This window comes from Gaiella sp. (genome assembly GCF_057140465.1).
The window spans coordinates 1-21,528 of sequence record NZ_DBNHWK010000024.1 but is presented as its reverse complement, the minus strand read 5'-3'; the positions used below and the strand labels follow the sequence as shown (position 1 = coordinate 21,528).

20 protein-coding genes and 1 pseudogene are annotated in these 21,528 nt (G+C 73.9%); 11 read left to right on the top strand and 10 right to left on the bottom strand.

From position 1 onward, the window contains the following. Positions 1-584, bottom strand: a 584-nt coding sequence (locus tag AC162C_RS03345; protein ID WP_484096306.1) for an FAD-dependent oxidoreductase, incomplete at its 3' end; no start/stop codon positions are given. Positions 585-657: 73 nt separating this feature from the next. On the opposite strand from AC162C_RS03345, the gene AC162C_RS03340 reads away from it, so the two are divergent. Continuing rightward, entirely contained in the window at positions 658-1,308 is a 651-nt protein-coding gene (locus AC162C_RS03340; protein WP_484096305.1) for an NUDIX hydrolase, read from the top strand. 63 nt (positions 1,309-1,371) lie between these two features. Here the strand turns inward: AC162C_RS03340 and AC162C_RS03335 are convergent, their stop codons facing one another. After that, complete coding sequence (locus tag AC162C_RS03335; protein ID WP_484096304.1) at positions 1,372-2,253, bottom strand: phosphotransferase; 882 nt, start codon at positions 2,251-2,253, stop codon at positions 1,372-1,374. An 81-nt stretch (positions 2,254-2,334) separates the two neighbouring features. Between AC162C_RS03335 and AC162C_RS03330 the strand changes: the two genes are divergently transcribed. The 4 genes from AC162C_RS03330 (at position 2,335) to rsgA (ending at position 6,094) form a co-directional block, all read left to right on the top strand. Continuing rightward, the gene (locus tag AC162C_RS03330) at positions 2,335-3,219 is read left to right on the top strand and encodes a TIGR01777 family oxidoreductase (protein WP_484096303.1); all 885 of its coding nucleotides are present in this window, start codon (positions 2,335-2,337) and stop codon (positions 3,217-3,219) included. 34 nt (positions 3,220-3,253) lie between these two features. Further along, positions 3,254-4,429 (top strand): FAD-dependent oxidoreductase, encoded by a 1,176-nt coding sequence (locus AC162C_RS03325; RefSeq protein ID WP_484096302.1) that lies wholly within the window; start codon positions 3,254-3,256, stop codon positions 4,427-4,429. Then, positions 4,426-4,836, top strand: a complete 411-nt coding sequence (locus AC162C_RS03320) for a hypothetical protein (RefSeq protein ID WP_484096301.1) — start codon at positions 4,426-4,428, stop codon at positions 4,834-4,836. Before AC162C_RS03325 ends, AC162C_RS03320 begins: the two co-directional genes overlap by 4 nt. Positions 4,837-5,011: 175 nt before the next feature. After that, positions 5,012-6,094 carry a ribosome small subunit-dependent GTPase A gene (gene rsgA, locus AC162C_RS03315; protein WP_484096300.1) on the top strand — a complete coding sequence of 361 codons (1,083 nt, stop codon included), beginning with the start codon at positions 5,012-5,014 and terminating at the stop codon, positions 6,092-6,094. Positions 6,095-6,180: 86 nt separating this feature from the next. Here rsgA and AC162C_RS03310 read toward each other — a convergent pair whose 3' ends face one another. From AC162C_RS03310 to AC162C_RS03280, 7 genes and pseudogenes are all read right to left on the bottom strand, one after another. Beyond that, complete coding sequence (locus tag AC162C_RS03310) at positions 6,181-7,227, bottom strand: lamin tail domain-containing protein (protein WP_484096299.1); 1,047 nt, start codon at positions 7,225-7,227, stop codon at positions 6,181-6,183. A gap of 130 nt (positions 7,228-7,357) precedes the next feature. Then, positions 7,358-8,386 carry a VWA domain-containing protein gene (locus tag AC162C_RS03305; protein ID WP_484096298.1) on the bottom strand — a complete coding sequence of 343 codons (1,029 nt, stop codon included), beginning with the start codon at positions 8,384-8,386 and terminating at the stop codon, positions 7,358-7,360. Then, a complete protein-coding gene (locus AC162C_RS03300; RefSeq protein WP_484096297.1) occupies positions 8,383-9,090 on the bottom strand; it encodes a hypothetical protein in 708 nt (235 codons plus the stop codon). Before AC162C_RS03300 ends, AC162C_RS03305 begins: the two co-directional genes overlap by 4 nt. Further along, complete coding sequence (locus tag AC162C_RS03295) at positions 9,087-10,049, bottom strand: VWA domain-containing protein (RefSeq protein ID WP_484096296.1); 963 nt, start codon at positions 10,047-10,049, stop codon at positions 9,087-9,089. The genes AC162C_RS03300 and AC162C_RS03295 overlap by 4 nt, the downstream gene beginning before the upstream one ends. Next, positions 10,046-10,972, bottom strand: a complete 927-nt coding sequence (locus AC162C_RS03290) for a DUF58 domain-containing protein (protein ID WP_484096295.1) — start codon at positions 10,970-10,972, stop codon at positions 10,046-10,048. Before AC162C_RS03290 ends, AC162C_RS03295 begins: the two co-directional genes overlap by 4 nt. Beyond that, positions 10,969-11,988, bottom strand: a complete 1,020-nt coding sequence (locus AC162C_RS03285; RefSeq protein WP_484096294.1) for an AAA family ATPase — start codon at positions 11,986-11,988, stop codon at positions 10,969-10,971. Before AC162C_RS03285 ends, AC162C_RS03290 begins: the two co-directional genes overlap by 4 nt. 244 nt (positions 11,989-12,232) lie before the next feature. After that, positions 12,233-12,421 (bottom strand): annotated as a pseudogene (locus AC162C_RS03280) (Rdx family protein); the annotation flags it as partial. A 135-nt stretch (positions 12,422-12,556) separates the two neighbouring features. Here AC162C_RS03280 and AC162C_RS03275 point away from each other — a divergent pair. The 4 genes from AC162C_RS03275 (at position 12,557) to AC162C_RS03260 (ending at position 19,023) form a co-directional block, all read left to right on the top strand. After that, positions 12,557-15,637, top strand: coding sequence for an AAA family ATPase (locus AC162C_RS03275; RefSeq protein ID WP_484096293.1), 3,081 nt, complete (start codon positions 12,557-12,559; stop codon positions 15,635-15,637). Beyond that, positions 15,634-16,341 (top strand): class I SAM-dependent methyltransferase, encoded by a 708-nt coding sequence (locus AC162C_RS03270; RefSeq protein ID WP_484096292.1) that lies wholly within the window; start codon positions 15,634-15,636, stop codon positions 16,339-16,341. The genes AC162C_RS03275 and AC162C_RS03270 overlap by 4 nt, the downstream gene beginning before the upstream one ends. Beyond that, positions 16,338-17,735 (top strand): MBL fold metallo-hydrolase RNA specificity domain-containing protein, encoded by a 1,398-nt coding sequence (locus AC162C_RS03265; protein WP_484096291.1) that lies wholly within the window; start codon positions 16,338-16,340, stop codon positions 17,733-17,735. The genes AC162C_RS03270 and AC162C_RS03265 overlap by 4 nt, the downstream gene beginning before the upstream one ends. Before the next feature lie 109 nt (positions 17,736-17,844). After that, positions 17,845-19,023 carry a PrnB family protein gene (locus tag AC162C_RS03260; RefSeq protein ID WP_484096290.1) on the top strand — a complete coding sequence of 393 codons (1,179 nt, stop codon included), beginning with the start codon at positions 17,845-17,847 and terminating at the stop codon, positions 19,021-19,023. Between the two features lie 51 nt (positions 19,024-19,074). Here the strand turns inward: AC162C_RS03260 and AC162C_RS03255 are convergent, their stop codons facing one another. Then, complete coding sequence (locus AC162C_RS03255) at positions 19,075-19,494, bottom strand: ester cyclase (RefSeq protein WP_484096289.1); 420 nt, start codon at positions 19,492-19,494, stop codon at positions 19,075-19,077. A gap of 145 nt (positions 19,495-19,639) precedes the next feature. Here AC162C_RS03255 and AC162C_RS03250 point away from each other — a divergent pair, with 145 nt between their 5' ends. Both AC162C_RS03250 and AC162C_RS03245 read left to right on the top strand, forming a co-directional pair. After that, positions 19,640-20,956 (top strand): amidase, encoded by a 1,317-nt coding sequence (locus tag AC162C_RS03250; RefSeq protein WP_484096288.1) that lies wholly within the window; start codon positions 19,640-19,642, stop codon positions 20,954-20,956. Positions 20,957-21,056: 100 nt separating this feature from the next. Next, positions 21,057-21,506: a MarR family winged helix-turn-helix transcriptional regulator gene (locus AC162C_RS03245; RefSeq protein ID WP_462973989.1), complete on the top strand. Its 450-nt coding sequence runs from the start codon at positions 21,057-21,059 to the stop codon at positions 21,504-21,506. The last annotated feature ends 22 nt before the right edge of the window (positions 21,507-21,528 follow it).

Below are 21,528 nucleotides of genomic sequence, written 5' to 3'. Positions count from 1 at the left end.
CGCTCCCAGAGGGCGGACGCACCACCGGTCGCGATCAGCGTCGCCCGAGCCGGTATCGCCCGTCCGTCCGTGACCACGCCCACGCAGCGATCGCCGGCCTGCCAGAGGCCGAGCATCCGCTCGCCCTCGACGACCGCGATCCGCGGGTGCTCGAGGACGCGCTCCGCCAGGACGCGCGCCACGCGGTCGCCCGTCGCCGCACCCCCGGCGTGGACGACGCGCCGGCGGCCGTGCCCGCCCTCGAGACCGAGCCCCTCGTCGAAGTCGACGCCGAGCTCGACGATGTCCTGGATCCGTGCGGGCGCCTCCTCGGTCAGCGCCCTTACGGCACCCGGTCGGCAGAGGCCCCGCCCCGCGGCGAACGTGTCCTCGGCGTGGAGCTCCGGGGAGTCGTCCTCGCCGACGGCGGCGGCGATCCCACCCTGCGCGAGCAGGCTCGTGGAGGCGAGCAGCGGGCCCTTCGTGACGACGAGGACGTCGCCCTCCGCGGCCGCGCACAGCGCCGAGAACAGACCCGCGACCCCGCTCCCGACCACGACGAGGGCGAGCTCTTGCTCACCGCCTGTATTCCGAGATGTGGTCATGGTAGTTTTCGCCTTAGAGTCGATAACCTCGGTGCCGAAGTCTACCACCCCACCTGTCCCTCCCACGCACGTCGTGCTCGCCGTCGTGCTCCAGGTGCGCGAGGGCGCGCTCGCCGTGCTGCTCTGGGAACGGGCGCGCGAGCCGTTTCGCCGTGCCTGGGCGCTCCCGGGCGGCGTGCTCGTGCACGGCGAGACGCTCGAGGAGTCGATCCTCCGCCACCTCACCGCGAAGGTCGACGTGCGCGAGGTCGCGTACCTCGAGCAGCTCGCCACGGTCTCGGACCCCGACCGGACGCCGTCCGACCGAGAGGTCGCCACGGCCTACCTCGGGCTCGTCCCGCTCGGCATCGATCCCAGCGTGCCGGCGGACACGGCGTGGCACGACCTCGACGCCCTTCCGGCGACGGCGTTCGACCACCGCGAGCTGATCCTCGCCGGGCGCGACCGGCTGCGGGCGAAGCTCTCCTACTCGAACATCGGCTTCGCCCTGGCGCCGACGACGTTCACCCTGGCCGAGTTGCGCGAGATCTACGTCGCGGCCCTCGGGCACGAGGTGTCGGCGACGAACCTGAAGCGGGTGCTCCTCCGGCGCGGCGTCCTCGAGTCCACGGGCCGCCAGCGCGCGCCGGGCCCCGGAGGAGGCCGCCCCGCGGAGGTGTTCCGGTTCCGCCGGCGCAGGCTCGAGATCACGGACCCGTTCGCCGCGCTCCGGCCACCCGGCTAGCGCAACGGGTGCGCGGCCCCGGACAGAGGCGCGGAGACCCGACGCGGCCTCACGACGACACCGTCAGCCATGGGCGAGCGCGGCGGTGAAGGCGGGGTCGACGGCGATCGCCTCGAGCTGCGCGAACCGCTCCGCGACGTAGCCCGCGACGTCGAAGGCGACGTCCGCGACGGCACCCTGGACGACACCCCAGAGCGCGTCGCGGTAGACGACCATGAACCGCATCAGCTCGAGCGCCCGCTCGTCCTGCGGGCGGACGAAGCGCGCATACGCCTCGAGGAGCAGGCGGCGCGCGTCGGCGTCGAGCTCCGCGTCGACGGCGACGGAGGCGAGGTCGAAGAAGACGTCGCCCATGCCCGCCACCTCCCAGTCGACGATGCGGATCCGCGTGCCGTCGTCGATCAGGTTGGCGCATACGAGGTCGTTGTGACAGAGCCGCTCGGGGGTGGGCCCGCGGGCCCGCGCGATGCGCCGCGCGAGCTGGCGCGCCCGCACGTACTCGGGCGGGAGCTCCGCTCCGTGGGCGAAGGCGGTCGACCGTAGATCCTCCACGACCTCGAATGCGTGGTAGCGGCGTGGTAGCGGCGGCCCTCGGTGGACGACACGCAGGGCCGCGGTGACGCGGCGCAGCGCTTCCTCGGAGCGCAGGTCATCGGGCGTCAGCGGGTGACCCGGCAGCCAGCGTGTCACGAGCGGCCCGCTCGGCTCGACGAACGCCTCCACCAGCGGGCCGACGCCGACCGCGGCGGCCGCGAGACAGGCCTCGCGCTCGACGCCGCGGTCGATCCCGAGCGCTTCCGTCTCGGGCCCGACGAGCCGCAAGACGAACGTCTCCTCACCGTCGAGCGTGACCTTGACGTTGTGCCTCGTCAGGCCGCTCCCGAGCACTTCCCAGCTCGCGCGCCGCCCGGGCCAGACCTGCTCGACGGCTGCACGCACGTCCATCGCGCGATCTTCGCACGCCGGTACCACGGAGGAGCCAGCCACCGCGCTCCTCCCTTGTCCCGTTTTTGTATAGTTATCTCCGTGAAGATCGCGATCGCCGGCGCCTCGGGCCTGATCGGCTCCGCGCTCGTCCCGGAGCTCACGGGGCGGGGGCACGACGTGCTCCGGCTCGTCCGTCGTTCCCCGTCGGCGCCGGACGAGTGCAACTGGGACCCGGCGGCGGGAACGCTCGATCGCGGCGCCCTCGACGGCGTCGACGCGATCGTCAACCTCGCCGGGGCGACGATCGGCCAGCGCTGGTCGCAGAGCGCACGGGAGCGCATCCTGTCCTCGCGCGTGCAGACGACCCGGCTCCTGGCCGAGACCGCCGCTGCGTCGTCACCGCATCCGGCGCTGATCGTCGCCTCGGGGATCGGCTTCTACGGTGATCGCGGGGACGACGAGCTGACGGAGGAGAGCCCCAAGGGGACGGGCTTCCTCGCCGACGTGTGCGAGGCGTGGGAGACGGCGGCGGAGCCGGCGCGGGCGGCAGGCGCGCGGACCGTCCACCTGCGCCAGGGCATCGTCCTCTCGGCCGACGGCGGCGCGCTCGCCAAGCTCCTCACGCCGTTCAAGTTCGGCGCAGGCGGCCGCGTCGGCAGCGGCGACCAGTACTGGGCGTGGGTCTCGCTCGAGGACGTCGTCGCGGCGTACGCGTGGGCGCTCGAGGGCGACGCGTCGGGCCCCGTCAACGTCGTGGCGCCGCAGCAGGTGACGAACGCCGAGTTCACGAAGACGCTCGGCAGGGTGCTCGGTCGACCAACGGTGATCCCGCTCCCCGCGTTCGCCGTGCGCACGATGTTCGGCACGATGGGCGAGGAGATGCTGCTCGGCGGGCAGCGCGCCGTCCCGGCGAGACTCCAGGACGCACGCTTCGCGTTCGCCCACCCGGACCTCGAGTCCGGCCTCCGTGCCGCACTCGACTGACCCGGAGGCGCCGCGGCGCGGATACTCTCGGTGGATGGCAACGTCCCCTGACGCGATCGTCGTCGGCGCCGGCGTCGCCGGCCTGACGTGCGCCCGGGCCCTCGCCCGTGCCGATCTCGACGTCGTCGTGCTCGAGAGCGGAGACGCGCCGGGGGGACGCGTGCGGACCGACCTCGTCGAGGGCTTCCGACTCGACCGCGGGTTCCAGGTGCTCCCGACCTCGTACCCGGAGGCGAAGCGCGAGCTGGACTTCGCATCGCTCTCGCTCCGCCCCTTCGCCCGCGGCGCGATCGTCCGCGTCGGCGGGCGCTTCCGGCGGGTCGCGGATCCACGCGGCCACGTCGTGCGCGGTGTCCGCTCGCTGGCGGGCGGCGTCGTCACGCCGCGCGACCTGCCGGGGCTGTTCCGCCTCGAGCGCGGCGAGCACGAGGAGACGACGACGGCGGAGGCCCTGCGCCGGGCGGCGGTCTCCGCCCGGGCGCGGGACGCCTTCCTCGTCCCCTTCCTGCGCGGGATCACCCTCGACCCGCGGCTCGAGACGTCGAGCGACGTCCTCTCGTTCGTCCTCCAGGCGTTCGCCGGCGCACCGGCGGCGCTCCCGGCCCTGGGGATGGGGGCGATCGCGGAGCAGCTCGCCGGCGACCTCGAGATCCGCCTGCAGGCGCACGTCGCCACGGTCGGGCCGTCCGCGGTCACGCTGGCGTCGGGCGAGACACTGAGCGCACGCGTGGTCGTGGTCGCCACCGCCGGCCTCGTCGACGAGCCTCCCCACGGATGGAACGCGGTCTCGTCCGTCTCGTTCGCCGCCGAGCGCCCACCGCTGACGGGCCCGTGGCTCGTGCTGGACGGCGACCACACCGGACCCGTGAACAACCTCTGCGTTCCGAGCGAGATCGCGCCGACGTACGCACCCGCCGGCCGGGCGCTCGTCTCCGCGAGCGTGCCGGGCGTCGACGACCCGGATCTCGACGCCGTCCGCCACCAGCTGCGGGCCTGGTTCGGCCGGCAGGTGGACGGGTGGTCGCACCTGCACACGCACGCGATCCCGCACGCCCTGCCGACGTTCCGCGTCGGCGCGAGCCTGCTGCGGCCGCCACGACTGGCGCGCGGGCTCTACGCCTGCGGCGACCACCGCGAGCACCCCTCGCTGAACGGTGCGATGGCGTCCGGGCGCCGCGCGGCCGAAGCCGCGCTGGCCGACCTCGCGTGACCACAGTCCTGCTCGCGCACGCCGCGGCGACGCTCGCGATGTGCGGGCTCGCCTGGTTCGTCCAGGTCGTCCACTACCCCCTCTTCGGGTCGGTCGGAGGGGAGGCGTTTCCCGCATACGAGCGGGAGCACGTGCGACGGACGACGGTGGTGGTGGCGCCCTTGATGGTCACCGAGGCCGCGACCGCGGCGCTGCTGATCGTGCTGGAGCCGTCTCCCCTCACCGTTGTCGGCGGGGTTCTCGTCCTGCTCGTGTGGCTCTCGACCGCGCTCGTCCAGGTGCCGCTCCACCGGCGGCTCGAGCGGGGCTTCGACGGCGCGGCCCACGACGCGCTCGTGCGGACGAGCTGGGCCCGCACCGCTCTCTGGACGGCGCGCGGCGGCGTCGCGCTCGCGCTGCTCGCGTGAGGTCTGGCATCCTGTGCCCGTCAACGCCGACGAGAGGAGGACGCCGATGACGACTGCACGATCCTCCACCCCATCCGTCGCGCGTCCCGTCGCGTAGCCCACGCCGACGATCTCGCGCGCCTGGCGCGCGCCGCCGCGCGCCGCTTTCATTCATTCCGAACCGGAAGGGAGTCGGTTGACCGATCTCACGCTGCTCGGCTGGGACGCCGAGCGACAGGAACAGTTCGACGAGCACGCCGCCGCGGGGCTCGTCCCCTACCGCGTCAGCATCCAGCATCGAGGCGCCTACGACGTCGTCGGCGAGGACGGCGAGCGGCGCTGCGAGGTACCGGTACGCATCGTCCGGGCCGCGGCGTCCCCGTCCGACCTGCCCGTGGTCGGCGACTGGGTCGCGGTCGAGCAGACGGAGCCCGGCCGCGGCGTGATCCACGCCGTCCTGCCGCGCCGCTCGAAGTTCTCGCGGCTCGCGGCTCACGACCCTGCCTCGGCGACGACGGAGGAACAGGTCGTCGCGGCCAACGTCGACGTGGTCTTCATCGTCACGTCGCTGAACGAGGACCTCAACCTCCGGCGGCTCGAGCGGTACCTCACGCTCGCGTGGGAGTCCGGCGCGGCGCCGGTGATCCTCCTCACGAAGAGCGACCTCGTCGACGACGCCGCTCCCGCCGTCGCCGAGGTGTGCGAGATCGCCGCCGGCGTGCCGGTGCACACGGTCTCGGTGCGCACCGGCGAAGGCCTCGAGGCCGTGCGCTCCGAGGTCGGCGCGGGACGGACGGCGGCGCTGCTCGGCTCGTCCGGCGTCGGGAAGTCGACACTCGTCAACGTCCTCGTCGGCGAGGAGCTGCTTGCGACGCAGGAGATCCGCGCCGACGGCAAGGGCCGCCACACCACGACGCGCCGCGAGCTCGTTCGGCTTCCCGGAGGCGGGCTCGTGATCGACACGCCGGGCATGCGGGAGCTCCAGCTCTGGGTCGCCGACCACGGGCTCGAGGAGGCGTTCGACGACGTGACGTCGCTCTTCCCGGACTGCCGGTTCCGGGACTGCGCGCACGAGACGGAGCCCGGGTGCGCGGTGCGGACGGCCCTCGACGAGGGGCGCCTGTCGCCCGAGCGCTGGGAGAGCTACCGCAAGCTCGAACGGGAGCTGGAGGTGCTCGAGCGACGCCTCGACAAGCGCGCGCAGGCGGAGCAGCGTCGCAAGTGGCGCACGACGAGCCGCGCGATGCGGGCGCGCCAGCGTGAGGAGGGTGGTCGCTAGCCCGGTCGGTGTCACCCCGCGCTCCCGCCGAGGCCCGGGGCACGGGCGAGGCGCCCGTGCCCCACGTCCTCCCGTCCCGGTCGGCCCTAGCCCGTGGCGACGTTCGCCGCCCCGCGCGTCACCGTCGTGGTGAAGGCCCAGTCGGAGGCGGCGTCGTTCGTGTCCCGCCCGTCGGGCAGCCGCGCGAGCGAGCCGTCGACGGCGTTCGAGTCCGCGACCTCCGCCGGCAGCGCGGACCCCTCGACGAGGTCGTACGTCCGCCCGTCGATCGACGCCGCCCTGATCTCGCCCTCGTACGCGAGGGCGTCGAGCAGCGTGCCGTCGGCGGTGTCGACGAGCGCGACACCGTCCGGGGCGCCGTTCTGTGCCTCGAGCTCGACGACGAGGTATCCGCCCGGTGCGAGCGCGCCCGTCAGGGTCGCGCGGCCGTACTCGCTGCCGTCACCGCCGTTGACGAGCACGACCGCGACGCCGTCGAGGACGACGCTCGCCTCACCGGTGTTCGCGATCTCGACGAACCCACCGGCATCGGCACCCACCTGGTCGTAGTCGATCTCGTTGATGACGAGCCGGCCCGCCCCCTCGCCCGGCGGCGGAGGCGGCGGCGTCGAGCCCGCGGCACACCGCAGGACGACGACGTCGGAGGCCGTCACCTCCACCTCGACCCGACCCGGGTCGCCGGCGAAGGTCGTGCAGGTCGTTCCGCTCAGCGATGCGAGCGACGTCGTGCCGGCGGGCCCCGGCGGCCCGGCGGGCCCGTGTGCCCCGGGCATGCCCGCGGGGCCGGGAGGCCCAGGCGGCCCGGCCGCCCCATCCACACCGGCAAGACCGGCGGGCCCGGGAGGCCCGGGCTCGCCCTGAGGCCCCTGCGGCCCCTGCGGCCCCTGCTCGCCCTGCTGCCCGGCCGGGCCCTCCGGCCCCGGGAGCCCGCGCGGGCCGCGGACGCTCCAGCGGAGCACGGCCTCGTTGCGGCGGCAGGCATCCTCGGTGCGCACGGCGCGCAGGAGCCCCGTCCGCACGTGCCGGCAGGCCGTGACCGTCGGGTCGTCCCGGACGCCGGCGACCGCGAGCGACGCGGCTGCGACGAGCCCCACGAGCAGTACGGCTGCCAGCGTCGACCACTGTCTCTTCAACGCACATCCCTCCTCGACTCGATGACGAGGCAGAGGGTGCGGCGATCAGGCGGTCGGCGAAAGTGTCCCGCCGGGACGATGCTCAGCGTTCATGCGGCTCCGTGGAGCGATCGGCACGGACCCGGCACGCTCAGGGCAGCCGCGGCGACCAGAGCACCGCCAACGCCCCCGCACCGAGCAGCACGGCGCCCGCGATCGCGACGAGCCACGAGGTGATCTCGCGCGTCCCGGGGATCCGGGCGAGGCTCGAGCCGAGCGACTGGTAGGCCGAGGTGAGCGCCTCCGCACTCTGCGCCTCGAAGAACCCACCGCCCGTCGTGTCGGCGATCGCGCGGAGCGTCGCCGGGTCCGGCGGGACGGGGATCGCCTGCTCGAAGCCGCCGAAGCTGCGCGTGAGGACGCCGTCCTCGGTTCCCAGGGAGATCGTGTAGACGGGGATCCCCGCGGCCTTCGCCCGGTCCGCCCCCTCCTCCGGGGTCAGGTAGCCCCGCGTCTGGGAGCCGTCCGAGAGGAAGAGGATCGAAGCGGGCGAGGACGGCGGCGGGCTCTCGGCCTCGGCCAGCGTCCGGAACGCGATCGTCGTCCCCTCGCCTTCCCCGGGCGGCGGGCCGGTGCCGACCGCCCGCTCGGCGAGCTCGACGGCGGCCGCGAGCGCGTCCCCGATCGCCGTGCCGCGCACGGGGTAGCTGCCGAGCGAGTCCACCGCGAGCCGCACGAGGTCGTGGTCGGTCGTCGGCGGCGTGACGACGAACGGCTCGGACGCGAAGACGACGAGCGAGACGCGCACGCGGTCGGGAACCTTGCCGAGGAACGCCCGCACCGCCTCCTGCGCAGCGGCGAGCCGCGACGGGCGCACGTCGTCCGCGAACATCGAGCCGGAGTGGTCGATCACGAGGACGACGGTCGCCTTCTCCTGCGTGACGGTGGTGTCGATCTGCGGCCTCGCGACGGCGATGCCGAGCACGGTCAGGGCGAGGAGGAAGAGCCCGAAGGGCACGAACCTGCGCCACGACCGCCGCGGCGCGACCGACGCGAGCACGTCGACGTTCGTGAACGTGACCGCGTACCGCATGCGCCTGCGCTCCGCGAGCCAGGCGATCCCGATCGCGAGCGGCACCGCGAGGAGCGTGAGCAGGAGGAGGGGGCTGAGGAGCGTCATCGGTCACCCGCGCACACGGCGCCGACCTGGACGATCGCCCGCACACCCTGGAGCGCAGGGCCACCGCGCACCGTGGCCGTGACCGCACGGGCGTTCACGCGGCTCGCGATCCTCACGGCTGCGACGAGGCGCGCCGCCGGTGGGCCCTCGGTGCGGAAGGCGAGCGTGACCCATCCGGAGACGAGCCGCTCACCGGCTGCGCAGGCGCGCCGTGCGCGGACCGGCGTCGACCGGGCGGGTACCCGAACGGCCGTCACCCGCCGCGCGCTCGGTGGGCCGGGTGGGAACGCCGTGTGCGCCACCGGGACACGGCTGCCTCCGCCCGCGGTCGGGACGCAGCCGATGTGCGGTCGGAAGCTCGTCGTCTGCGGCGTGGCACCGACGTAGGTTCCGGTGAAGAGCGCCGCCCGCTCGGTCGTGACGCCCGGGCCGACGGGGCTGCCGAGCAGGCCCGGGAACGTGATGTCGATCCCGCGGTGGCTGAGCTCCGCGTCGAGCCCCGCGACGACGTGCCCCTCGGGGCACGAGAGGTGGAAGTCGGCGCGCGGTCGCGGCACCGCGGCCTTCGACGGGACGACGACCCAGGGGCCGGCGACCGGGACGCAGACGAGGAGCCCCTGGCACTCGTTCGTCGCGGCGGCCGGCGCGACGAACGCGGCGGCCGCGGTGACCGCGGTGGCGAGGAGCACGAGGAGCCGCCTCACGGCATCCTCCGCAGCCAGAGCGCCGAGAGGGCGCCGCCGGCGAGCAGCAGGACGACCGCGCCGCCGGCGAACGCGTTCGTCACCTCACGCTCCACGTCGCGCGAGCCGAGGCGCGATCCAAGATCCTCGTAGACGGCGCGCAGAGCCTCGGGGTCGGCGGCGGTGAAGTGCTCGCCACCGGTCACCTCGGAGATCTCGCGCAGCGTGTCGGGCTCGGGCGGCACGCGGATGACCTGCGTGTACCCGCCCTCGAGGGGAGCCTCGACGGTTCCCTCGGGTGTGCCCACGACGACCGTGGAGACCGGCACCTCGAGCTCCTTGGCGCGCCTCGCCGCCTCGAGCGGCTCGATCTCTCCTCCGTCCGGGGCCCCGTCGGAGATGAGCAGCACCGAGGTCGGTGGCACGGTCCCGTCGTCGCGGCGCTCCTTCTGCCCGAGCTCGGCGGCGAGCACGACCGCATCGCCGAGCGCCGTGCCTTCGCCGTTGCGCAACGTCGCGAGCGCTTCCGCGGCGAGCTGCCGGTCCTCGGTCGGCGGCAACGTCACGACGGCGAGCGACGCGAAGGCGACGATGCCGACCCGGAACTTCTCGGGGATCGTCCCCAGGAACGCCTCGGCCGCGCCGCGCGCGGCCCCGAGCCGTGACGGCACGACGTCGGTCGCGCTCATCGAGCGCGACGTGTCGATGACGAGGACCACCGTCGCCTCCTCACGCCCCTCGCTCACGACCGCGTGTGGGCGGGCGACCCCGACCACCATCAGCGCGAACGCGGCGACGAGGACGGCGAGCGGCAGATGACGGCGAAAGCGTGGCGACCGGTCGACGACCCCGGGGAGCAGGGCCGCGCTCGCGAACCGCTCCGCCGAGCGGGCGCGACGGCGCTCCCGGAGCACGTAGAGCAGCACGAGCCCGGGCACGATCAGGAGCCCGAGCAGCGCGAGCGGAGCCTCGAAGCTCACCGGCTCCGCCTCGACAGGAACGCGGCGAGGTGGCGGAGCCAGTCGCCCGACGTCGACAGGACGACGTGGCGGACGCCGACGGCGGCGAGCGCCCGGGCGACGGCGGCGCGCTCCTCCGCTGCGGCCTCGGCGAAGCGCCGGCGCAGCGACGCGTCCCGCGTGTCGACGCGGATCTGCCGCCTCGTCTCCGGGTCGACCAGCCAGAGCTCGCCCACGTCCGGGAGCTCCTGCTCGCGGGGGTCGCGGACCTCGACGGCGATCACGTCGTGACGGCCCGCGAGCGCGGTCAGCGGCCGGCGCCAGTCCTGCGGGCCGCGGAAGTCCGACACGATGATCACGAGCGCGCGCTGCTGCGCCACGGCGGCCGTGCGCGTCACGGCCTCACCGAGCGACGTCGCCCCGACGGGCGCGCGGTCGGTCTCGCGCCCGACCGCCCCGAGGAGCCCGAGCAGGCCGGCGCGCCCCTGCCTCGGCGGCAGCGTTCGGGGGCCGGTGTCGCCGAACGTGACCACTCCGAGACGGTTTCCCCTCCGCGTGGCGACGTGGCCGACGGCGATCGCGGCGCCCTCGGCGACGTCGGCCTTGCGCCGGTCGGCCGTGCCGAACGCCATCGAGGCGGACGTGTCGAGCACGAGCCACGTGACGAGGACGCGGTCCGCGAGATGGACGCGGACGTGCGGCTGGCCCGTCCGCGCGGTGACGTTCCAGTCGATCCTCCGGACGTCGTCACCGGGCGCGTAGGGGCGAACCTGTGCCAGCTCGGTTCCGTCGCCGAGGACGGTCGATCGGTAGTCGCCGGCGAGCAGCCCGTCCACGCGTCGCGCGATCGTGATGTCGAGCGCACGCAGCACCCCGCCCGGCATCGGCCCGGGATCGGAGGGGCCGGCCGCGCGCTGCGGCCGCCGGAGCCGGAGGACCGTCACGCCGCGTCCACCCTCGCGAGGTCGAGTCGCGGCACGGGCACCGCTGCGACGACGTGGTCGAGGATGGCGTCGGGAGTCACCTCCTCGGCGAGCGCCTGGTAGGTGAGCACGAGCCGGTGGCGGAAGGCGTCCTTGACGAGCGCCTGGACGTCCTCGGCGAGGACGTAGTCGCGGCCGCGCAGCAGCGCGAGCGCGCGGGCGGCCTGGATGAGGCTGATCGGGCCGCGGGGGCTGGCACCGAAGGCGATGTAGTCACGGAGGCCCTCGAGCCCGTGATCGGCGGGGAACCTCGTGGCGGTGGCGAGCGCGACCGCGTAGCTGACGAGGGCGGGATCGACGTAGATCGTCGTCGCCGTCCGCTGGAGCGCGAGCAGCTGGTCGAGCGCGAGCGCCTGCCGGAGAACGGGCGCGTCGACGAGCTGGCGCTGGACGATCGTCAGCTCCTCGTCGTGCGCCGGGTAGCCGATCAGCACCTTCAGCATGAAGCGGTCGACCTGGGCCTCGGGCAGCGGGTAGGTGCCCTCGGACTCGATGGGGTTCTGGGTCGCCATCACGAGGAACGGGTCGGGCACCGTGTGCGTCGTGTGGCCGATCGTCACCTGGTGCTCCTGCATCACCTCGAGCAGCGCCGACTGCACCTTCGCGGGCGCGCGGTTGATCTCGTCGGCGAGCAGGAAGTTGCAGAACACCGGCCCGAGCTCCGTGTCGAAGCCGCCCTCGTCCGGGCGGTAGATGCGCGTCCCGACGAGGTCGGACGGCACGAGGTCGGGCGTGAACTGGATGCGTGCGAACGACCCGCCGAGGACGCCGGCGGTCGTCTTCACGGTGAGCGTCTTGGCGAGCCCCGGGACGCCCTCGAGCAACAGGTGCCCGTGGGCGAGCAGGCAGACGAGGACGCGCTCGAGCATGGCGTCCTGCCCGGCGATCACCCGCCGGATCTCGAACAGCGCCTCCTCGAGCTGGTGGCTCGCCTCCCCGGGGTTGGGGATCGGGGGGTCCTGCGGCGTCTCGGTCACGGTGCGCTCCTCGTCGGGGACGGCGGCGATCCTCTAGGGAACCACACGAAGCTGAGACCGGCGTGAGAGAGGACGGCGACGCAACGAACCCGTAACCATCCGCCGACCGCCCGGGAACACGCCCGACGGGCCCTGCCGTGCCGGCCCGCATCGAGGCCGCCGGTCATCGGTCGCACTGCCGCGCGCCGATCTCGTCCCCGCCGGTTCCGGACGACGCCGAGCCGCCTCGGGGGCCGCGTCGGCGTCAGGCGCCGAGGGCCGCGCGGACGAGCGGCGCGACGTCGTCGGGCTGCGGATAGCGCCCGAGCATGCTCTTCGTGAACACGAGCTCGTCGTCGACGTGCACGTCGAAGATCCCGTTCGCGCCCGGCACGACCTCCAGCGTGCCGATCGCGTCCTCGAACTCCTCGAGCAGCCGGGCCGCCAGACCGGCGGCGTTCGGTCGCGCCCCTCAGGGGACGCAGTACTCGATGCGCAGGTGGTGACGCTCCGCCATCGCCCCGATTCAAGCATCTCCCGCGACGGCCGGCACTGGCGACGACGCATGCGGCGGTCGTAGGCTTGCGTCGTGCCGATCTGCACGCGGTGCGGCCAGGAGAGCCCCGACGGGTTCCGCTTCTGCGGGGCGTGCGGCGCGCCGCTCGATCAGGGCGCGTCGCGGCGCGAGGCGCGGAAGACGGTGACGGTGCTGTTCTGCGACATCGCCGGGTCGACGGCCCTCGGCGAGCGGCTCGACCCCGAGTCGCTGCGGCGCGTGATGGCCCGCTACTTCGACGAGATGTCGGCGGTGCTCGAGCGCCACGGGGCGACCGTGGAGAAGTTCATCGGGGACGCCGTGATGGCCGTGTTCGGCATCCCCGCCGTCCACGAGGACGACGCGCTCCGCGCCTGCCGCGCGGCGTGCGAGATGCGCGAGCGCCTGCACGACCTCAACGCCGAGCTGGAACGCGACCACGCCGTGCGCATCGAGCAGCGCACCGGCATCAACACCGGCGCCGTCGTCACCGGTGAAACGCTCGAGGGACAGCGCCTCGCCACCGGGGACGCGGTGAACGTCGCCGCCCGCCTGGAGCAGGCCGCCCCGGCCGGCGAGATCCTGATCGGCGAGGCGACGAGGGTGCTCTGCCGCGACGCGCTCGAGGTCGTCGCCGTCGATCCGGTGGAGGCGAAGGGCAAGTCGAGCGCCCTCGAGGCGTGGCGGCTCGTCCGGGTGATCGAGGGGGCGCCGGGGATCGCACGGCATCTCGAGTCCCCGCTCGTCGGTCGCGTGCGCGAGCTCGACCTCCTCCGCCACGGCTTCGAGCGCGCGGTCGACGACCGCTCGTGCCACCTGTACACGGTGCTCGGCGCCGCCGGGGTCGGCAAGTCACGGCTCGTGCTCGAGCTCGAGCGCGAGCTCGACGTGCGCGCGCTCGTCCTGCACGGGAAGTGCCTGCCCTACGGCGACGGGATCACCTACTGGCCGCTGTGGGAGGTCTTCCGCCAGGCGGGGGCGGAGCACGAGCTCGACGAGGCGCTCCACGCGACCTCGTCGGGCGAGATCGCCTGGGCCGTGCGGAGCGCGATCGAGCGGTGGGCGGCCGTGCAGCCCGTCGTGCTCGTGCTCGACGACGTGCACTGGGCGGAGCAGACGTTCCTCGACCTCGTCGAGCACATCGCCGACCTGAGCCGGGAGTCCCCGCTGCTCGTCGTCTGCATGGCGCGGCCCGAGCTGCTCGAGGTGCACCCCGGGTGGGCCGGCGGGAAGCCGAACGCGACGACGGTCATGCTGCAGCCGCTCTCACGGGGGGAGTCGGAGGCGCTCATCCTCAACCTCGTCCCGGGGGCGGCGCTCGACGAGCGCACCGAGGCACGGATCATCGACGTCGCCGAGGGAAACCCCCTCTTCGTCGAGGAGCTCGTCGCGATGGCGAAGGAGGACGTGCTCGTCGACGGGGCGGTCGAGGTGCCGGCGACGATCCAGGCGCTCCTCGCGGCACGGCTCGACCGGCTCGCTCCGCTCGAGCGCGCCGTCGTCGATCGCGGGTCGATCGAGGGACGCGTCTTCCACCGCGGCGCCGTCGTCGAGCTCTCACCACCCGCCGATCGCGACATCTCCGACGCACTCGTCGCGCTCGTCCGGAAGGAGCTGATCCGGCCGGAGAGCCCGGACCTGCCGGGCGAGGAGGCGTTCCGCTTTCGCCATCTGCTCGTCCGTGACGTCGCCTACGACGCGGTTCCCAAGAGCGTGCGCGCCGACCTGCACGAGCGGCTGGCCGACTGGCTCGAGCAGGCGGTGGGGAACGGCCGCGCCGAGCGGCACGAGGCGATCCTCGGCTACCACCTCGAGCAGGCGTGCCGCTACGTCTCGGAGGTCGGCCCCGCGAACGGGCGGGCCCGTGACCTCGCGCGGCGCGCGGCGGAGCGGCTCGAGAGCGCCGGGCAGCACGCCCTCGCCCACGGCGACGCGAGCGCAGCGACGAAGCTCCTCCGCCGGGCGGAGGCGCTCCTGGCCGCCGACGGAGACCGCAGGCGACAGCTGCTGCCGACCCTCGGCCGCGCCTCTGCGATGGCGGGGCACCTCGCCCAGGCGGTGGCGACGTTCGACGAGGTGATCGCGCTCGCACGGGAGGCGGGCGACGTCGTCGCCGAGGACGACGCGGTCGTGGAGCGGCTCGACGTGCTGCTGCTCAATGACCCGGAGGGACGTGTCGAGGAGGCGCGGAGCGAGGTGGCGGAGCGCCTGCCGCGCGTGGAGGAGCGCGGCGACGACCGGGCGCTGGCGCGCTGCTACGCCATTCTCCTGCAGTGCGCTCACATCGAGCTCGATCCGGACGAGATGACCCACATCGCAGGGAACGTGATCGTCCACGCCACCCATGCCGGGGCGTCACAGCTCGCCGACGACGCGTCCGGCTGGCTCCTGTTCGCGCTGTTCGAGGGATCGCAGCCGGTCTCCGAGGCGCTCGCGCTGCTGGACTCGCTCCCCGAGCCGGCGACGCCGTTCGGTAGGGCCTGGCGGCTCGTCCAGACCGGCCTCATCTACACGGCGAGCGGGCGGATCGACGAGGCGCGCGCCGTCGTGGAGCAGGGGCGACGGATGCTGCTCGAGCTCGGGCAGATGGTCTTCTGGGGCGCGACGTCGATGTCGGCGGCCTGGGTCGAGCTCGCGGGCCGGGATCCCGACGCGGCGGAGCGGATCCTCCTCCCCGGCCTCGACGCGCTCGAGCGCGCGGGCGAGCGTTCCTACTACTCGACGGGGATGGCGACGCTCGCGGACGTGCTCCTCCTGCAGGGGCGGCTCGAGGAGGCCGAGGAGGCGACGGTGGCGGCGGAGCGCGCAGCCGCGTCGAACGACCTCGCTACCCAGTACATGTGGCGCGGGATCCGCGCCCGCGTGCTCGCCCGCCGCGGCGAGCACGAGGAGGCGGAGCGGCTCGCACGCGAGGCCGTGCGGATCGTCGAGGCGAGCCCGGTCGGCCTCCCCGGGTGCCCGTTCCTCGGCGACGTCCACACCTTCCTCGCCGAGGTCCTGCGGGCGACCGGGCAGGAGGAGGCGGCGCGTGAGGCGGCCGAGCAGGCGCTCGTGACCTACGAGCTCAAGGGGTACGTGCCGAAGGTCGCCGAGATGCGCGCGTTCCTCGGCGAGGTGACGCCGGAGGAGCCGTGAGCCGGCCGCTGGACGCCGATCCTGCGCGGGAGGGGCCACGCGACTGGCACGACTGGCACGCGGCGTACGACCGGGAGTCGACGCTGCACCGACGGCTCGAGGTCGTCCGCAGGCGGATCGGGGAGGCGCTCGACGCGAGCCCCCCGGGGGAGATCCGCGTGATCAGCATGTGCGCCGGCCAGGGCCGCGACCTCCTGCCCGTGGCCGCTGCGCATCGTCGGCGTGACGACGTGGTCGCCCGGCTCGTCGAGCTCGATGCCCGCAACGCCGAGATCGCGGCCGGAACGGCCCGGGCGTCGGGTCTCACCCGGATCGACGTCGTGCGCGACGACGCGGGCCGAACCGCGAGCTACGACGGCGCGGTGCCCGCCGACCTCGTGCTCGCGTGCGGTGTCTTCGGCAACGTGACGGACGCCGACATCGCCTGGACGGTCGACCGGCTGCCCTCGCTCTGCGCCCCGCACGCAACGGTGGTCTGGACGCGGGGGCGGACCGCGCCGGACCTCACGCCCGCGATCCGAGGCTGGTTCGCCGAGCGCGGGTTCGTCGAGCGCAGCTTCGACGGCGAGCCGGGCTCCTTCGGCGTCGGCGTCCACGTCCTCGCCGTCGAGCCCGAGCCCTTCGACCCCGACGTCACCCTCTTCACGTTCATCGACTTCGAGGAGCTGGTGGCGATGCGCAGACGAGGAGACCCGCACTGGTGAGGCTGCACTTCCTCGGCGCCAACCGGGTCGTCACCGGCTCGTGCACGCTCCTCGAGAGTGGACGCGCGCGGGTGCTCGTCGACCGCGGGCTCGTCCAGGAGCGTGCGCATCTCGACCGCAACTGGAAGCGGCTTCCGCTGGATGCCGCCACGATCGACACCGTGCTCCTCACGCACGCCCACCTCGACCACTGCGGGCTCCTCCCGCGGCTCGTCCGCGACGGCTTCGAGGGCGAGATCGTGGCGACCGCGCCGACGATCGACCTCGCCGAGCTCGTGCTCGAGGACGCAGCGCGGCTCCAGCGCGAGGACGTCGAGACGAAGCGGCGCCGCCACCGACGGGAGGGGCGCACGAGCCCGCATCCGTACGAGCCGCTCTACACGGTCGACGACGTGCGGCGCACCGTCGAGCGGATGCGTCCCGCGACCTACGGCGAGGTGGTCGACCTCGGCAACGGCCTCGAGGCGTCCTTCGTCGAGGCGGGGCACATCCTCGGCTCGGCGACGATCGTCGTCACCGAGCGCGCGAGCGGCCGTCGCCTCGTCTTCTCCGGCGACGTCGGCCAGTGGGACATGCCGATCGTGGGCGACCCGACACTCGTCGAGGAGGCGGACGGCATCGTCCTCGAGTCGACGTACGGCGACCGCGAGCACGACCGCTCCACCGACGTCCCGCACCAGCTCGCGGCCGTCGTCGCCGAGGCGATCGAGCACGGCGGGAACGTCGTCGTGCCGACGTTCGCGATCGAGCGCGCGCAGGAGCTGCTCTTCCACCTGATGGTGGCGGGCGAGTCGGGGTTGATGCCGCCGGTGCTCGTGTTCCTCGACAGCCCGATGGCGATCGACGCGCTCACGATCTTCCGCCGCCACCCGGGCTTCTGGGACGCGCGGACACGCGCGGCGGTCGAGAGCGGCGAGCTGGAGCGCGCGTCGCGCTGGCTGCGGCTGACGCGATCGGTGGAGGAGTCGAAGGCGATCAACCGGATCCGCGGCACGTGCGTGATCATGGCGGGCTCGGGGATGGCGACGGGCGGGCGCGTGAAGCACCACCTCGTCCAGAACCTCCCCCGGCCCGAGTCGACGATCCTCTTCGTCGGCTTCCAGGCGGAGGGGACGCTCGGGAGGGTGATCCTCGACGGGGCCGAGGAGGTGCGGATCTTCGGCCGCATGTACCCGGTCCGCGCCCGGGTGCGTCAGATCCAGGGGCTCTCGGCCCACGCCGACCGCGGCGACCTGCTCCGCTGGCTCGGCGCGCTGCGGGAGCCGCCGACCCGGCTCTGGCTCAACCACGGCGAGCCCGACGCCTCGCACGCGCTCGCCCGGGCCGTCGAGGAGCGCTTCGGGTGGAGCGCCGAGCTCCCGGCGTACGGCGATCGGGCGGAGCTCGACCGGTAGGCACGGGACGGGACGCGGGCGGGCACCGGCGCGGAGTTCGTGCGCCGGCCGGGTGGTAGATTGGCCCCGTGAGCGGCTCGTGCCGGCGGAGCGACGAGGGAAGACGCCGATGAGTGCGAACGCCGAGGCCTTCGACGCGTGGATCCGGTCGACGTTCGTCGAGCTCAACACCGCGCTCGAGGAGCTGTACTTCGCCCAGGACGATCGCGCGGCCGTCGAGGGCGTCGGTGACGACCTGAAGGCGCAGATCCTCGAGGAAGGCCGTGCGTTCGTGCGCGCACTCCAGCTCGAGGGCAACACCGACGAGGGGTTCGACCGTGCGTTCGACCTCCTCGGCGACCTCGGCCTCTACATGGCCGCGCTGCGCCGACACGAGCTCACCAACCCCGCGCGGGAGCAGAAGTCCCCGCACGAGGAGGCGTCGGCGCTCGGCTTGCACATCGGTGCCTCGCTCGGCGTCGTGCCCCGGTTCGCGACCGCTCACCTCGCGACGCACAACGGGGCCCGGGACGGCCGGCAGAAGAGCTTCACGTCGCTCGTCGACGAGTTCCTCTTCCTCGACTACAACACGCGGGGGATCTTCGCCTACAAGCGCGCGGCGGACGCGCTGATGCGCATCTCACCTCTCGGGATCTCGCATCCCGTCGCCGAGACGCTGTTCGACGACGCCCGGCGGGCGCTCGAGGACGTCGCCGCGTTCAACGACGTCCTCTTCGCCGAGATCGACATCGACCGCTTCTTCTACAGCGTCCGCCCCTACTACAAGCCGTACCGGGTCGGCCGCCACGAGTACCGCGGCGCCAACGCCGGGGACTTCTCGGGGATCAACGAGATCGACCTGCTGCTCGGCCTCTGCCGCGGGAACGACCCGTACTACTCGCAGCTCCTGGTCGACAAGATGCTGTTCATGATGCCCGCGGACCAGGCGAGCCTCCGCGACTGCCTCCGCCGACAGAGCTTCCTCGACCAGTTCCTCGACTGTCTCGAGACGAGCGGCTCGGCGCCGTGGTTCCGACGCAACGCGACGGCGTTGCTCCGCGTCTGCGAGGCCCACGGCCGCGCGGCGGCGCAGCACCACGACCAGCTCGTCTCCCGCTTCATCGAGGGCCCGTCGAAGGCGCTCGAGGGCCGGCACCTCGCGCAGGTGACGGCGAGCGGGCCGCCGCTCCCGGTGCTCCTCGCCGCCCTCGAGACGCTGCGCGACCTCCGACTCGCGGCCCCACGCGACGACATCGCGTCGCGCCACCGCGAGATCGCCCGCCTGCGGGCCGCCGTCGGGCCCGCCTGAGCGCAGGTCGGCGGGCCGCGCCCCGGCGCGGCCCGCAGGCCAGGCCGCGCGCTACCCGGGCGGCGCCTCGACGCCGAGCTGCTCCATCATCGCGCCCGAGTCCATGACGCCCCAGTGCTCGGCGACCTGGTCGCCACGGAAGCGAAGCCAGTCGATGAGCGGGACGTCCAGGGCGTTCCCCGTGGCGGGGATGCCCATGAACTCGCCCTGATGGGTCCCGCGCATGCGCGCCCGCACGACGCCGACGTCGCCGGCGACGACCATGTCCTCGACGTCGAAGCGGAGGTCGGGGAAGCCCGACCGCATCAGCTGGAAGAAGGCCTTGACGTCCTCCTTGCCGTTCGCGGTCATCCCGGGGAGCTCCTCGTGCTCGACGAAGTCGTCCGCGACGAGCTCGTCGAACAGCGCGAAGTCACCCGTGTTGATGCCGTCGTACAAGCGGCGCAGCTGCGCCTCGAGATCGTGTGCCATCGCTCCTCCCTGCGTCGGGGTCGCGACGACGATACGAAACGCCTGCCGTCCCCGCAATCCGGGCGCTGCCGCGGAGGACGTCGATCGGGAGGCCCCGGGCCCGGGCGAGCGGGCCACGACCGCCGCGTGGTCGTAGATTGTCCGCGTGACGGGTCGACACACGATCTCCCCGGCGCACGCCCCGGACGGTGTCGCAGCGACCCTGCGGGCGCTGTCGGCCGGCGAGGCGACCGCCGAGTCGGTGACGACGCGGTGCCTCGAGCGCGTCGAGGCGGGCGAGGCGGCGATCCGGGCGTGGGTGCACCTCGATCCGGAGCTGGCGGTCACCCGCGCCCGCGAGCTCGACGGCGTCCCCGCGGCGATGCGCCGCGCGCTGCACGGGGTGCCGGTCGGCGTGAAGGACATCTTCGACACGCACGACATGCCGACCGCGTACGGCTCGCCGATCTACGAGGGCCACCGCCCGCCGGCCGACGCGGCGAGCGTCGCGATCGCGCGGCAGCGCGGCATGGTCGTCCTCGGGAAGCTCGTCACGACCGAGTTCGCGGCGTGGCCGCCGGGACCGACGACGAACCCGCACGACCCGACACGGACGCCGGGCGGCTCGTCGTCGGGGTCGGCGGCGGCGGTGGCCGCCGGCATGGTCCCGGTCGCGTTCGCCACGCAGACGACGGGGTCGATCGTGCGGCCGGCGGCGTTCTGCGGGGTCGTCGGGTACAAGCCGACCCATGGCACGCTGCCGTGCGTCGGGGTGAAGGCGATCTCGGAGACGTTCGACACCGTCGGTGTGATCACGCGAACCGTCGAGGACGCCGCGCTGGTCGTGGGCTCGCTGTCGGGCCGCGGGCTCGCGCTCCCGCCGGAGCTCCCGGTGCCCGGGATCGGCATCTGCCTCACGCACGAGTGGCCGGCGGCGCAGCCGGAGACGATCTCCCTCTTCGAGGCACTGCCGGGGCGGCTCGAGCGCGCCGGCGCCCGACCGTCCTCGGTCTCGCTTCCCGGATCGTTCGCGGGCCTGGTCGCCGCGCAGCACGCCGTCTGGACGTACGAGATCGCCCGCTGCCTCGCCGACGAGCACTCCCGGTTCGCGGGCTCGATCCGTGAGCCGCTGCGCGGGATGCTCGCCGAGGGGTCGGCGATGCCCGTGGCCGAGTACGAGGACGCGCGGCGCCGGGTGCACGCGTGCCGCGCCGAGCTCTCCGCCGTCTTCGCCGGCATCGACGTCCTCGTGACCCCGTCCGCGCCCGGGGTCGCGCCGGATCTCGCCACCACCGGCGACCCGATCTTCAACCGGGCCTGGTCGGCGCTCGGCACACCGGTCGTCAACGTCCCCGCGGGCACGGACGCCCAGGGGCTCCCACTCGGGGTGCAGGTCGTCGGCCCGCCCGGGGAAGACGCCCGCACCCTCGCGTGCGCGGCGTGGATCGAGGCCGCGGTCGGGTCGCGAGCCACCGCCGCCTGACGACGAGGGACACCGTCTCCGGCGACGCCTCCGGCCGCTCGACCAGCATGATCTTCTCTTGATCAGAGGAGAGCGCCGCTCCTGCTAGCCTCTAGCCAGGTTGACGACTAACCCGGTTACAGATCACGATCTCGAGGTCGCGCAGGCGCTCCGCCCGGCCGTGCTCCGGCTGGCGCGTGAGCTCCGCCGGGAGACGGAGCAGTTCGGCGTCACGAGCAGGCAGGCGACGCTCCTCGCCATCGTCAAGGACATGCCCGAGTCCAGTCTCAGCGACCTCGCGGCGGAGGAGGGGATCTCGACGGCGGCGCTCTCGGGCCACGTCGACCGCCTCGTCGCGCACGGGCTGGTCGAGCGACGTCGCTCGGAGACCGACCGGCGACGCGTCGGACTGCGGCTGACGGAGGACGGCGCACGCGTGCTCCGGAGCGTGCGCGAGCGTCGCACCGCGTGGCTCGCGCGGCGGCTCGCAGACCTCTCGCAGGACGAGGCGCGCCGCGTCGAGCGCGCACTCCCCGCCCTCGCGAAGCTCGTGGGCGCCCGACCCGCGTGAGGCGCTCGGCGCTCTTCCTCCA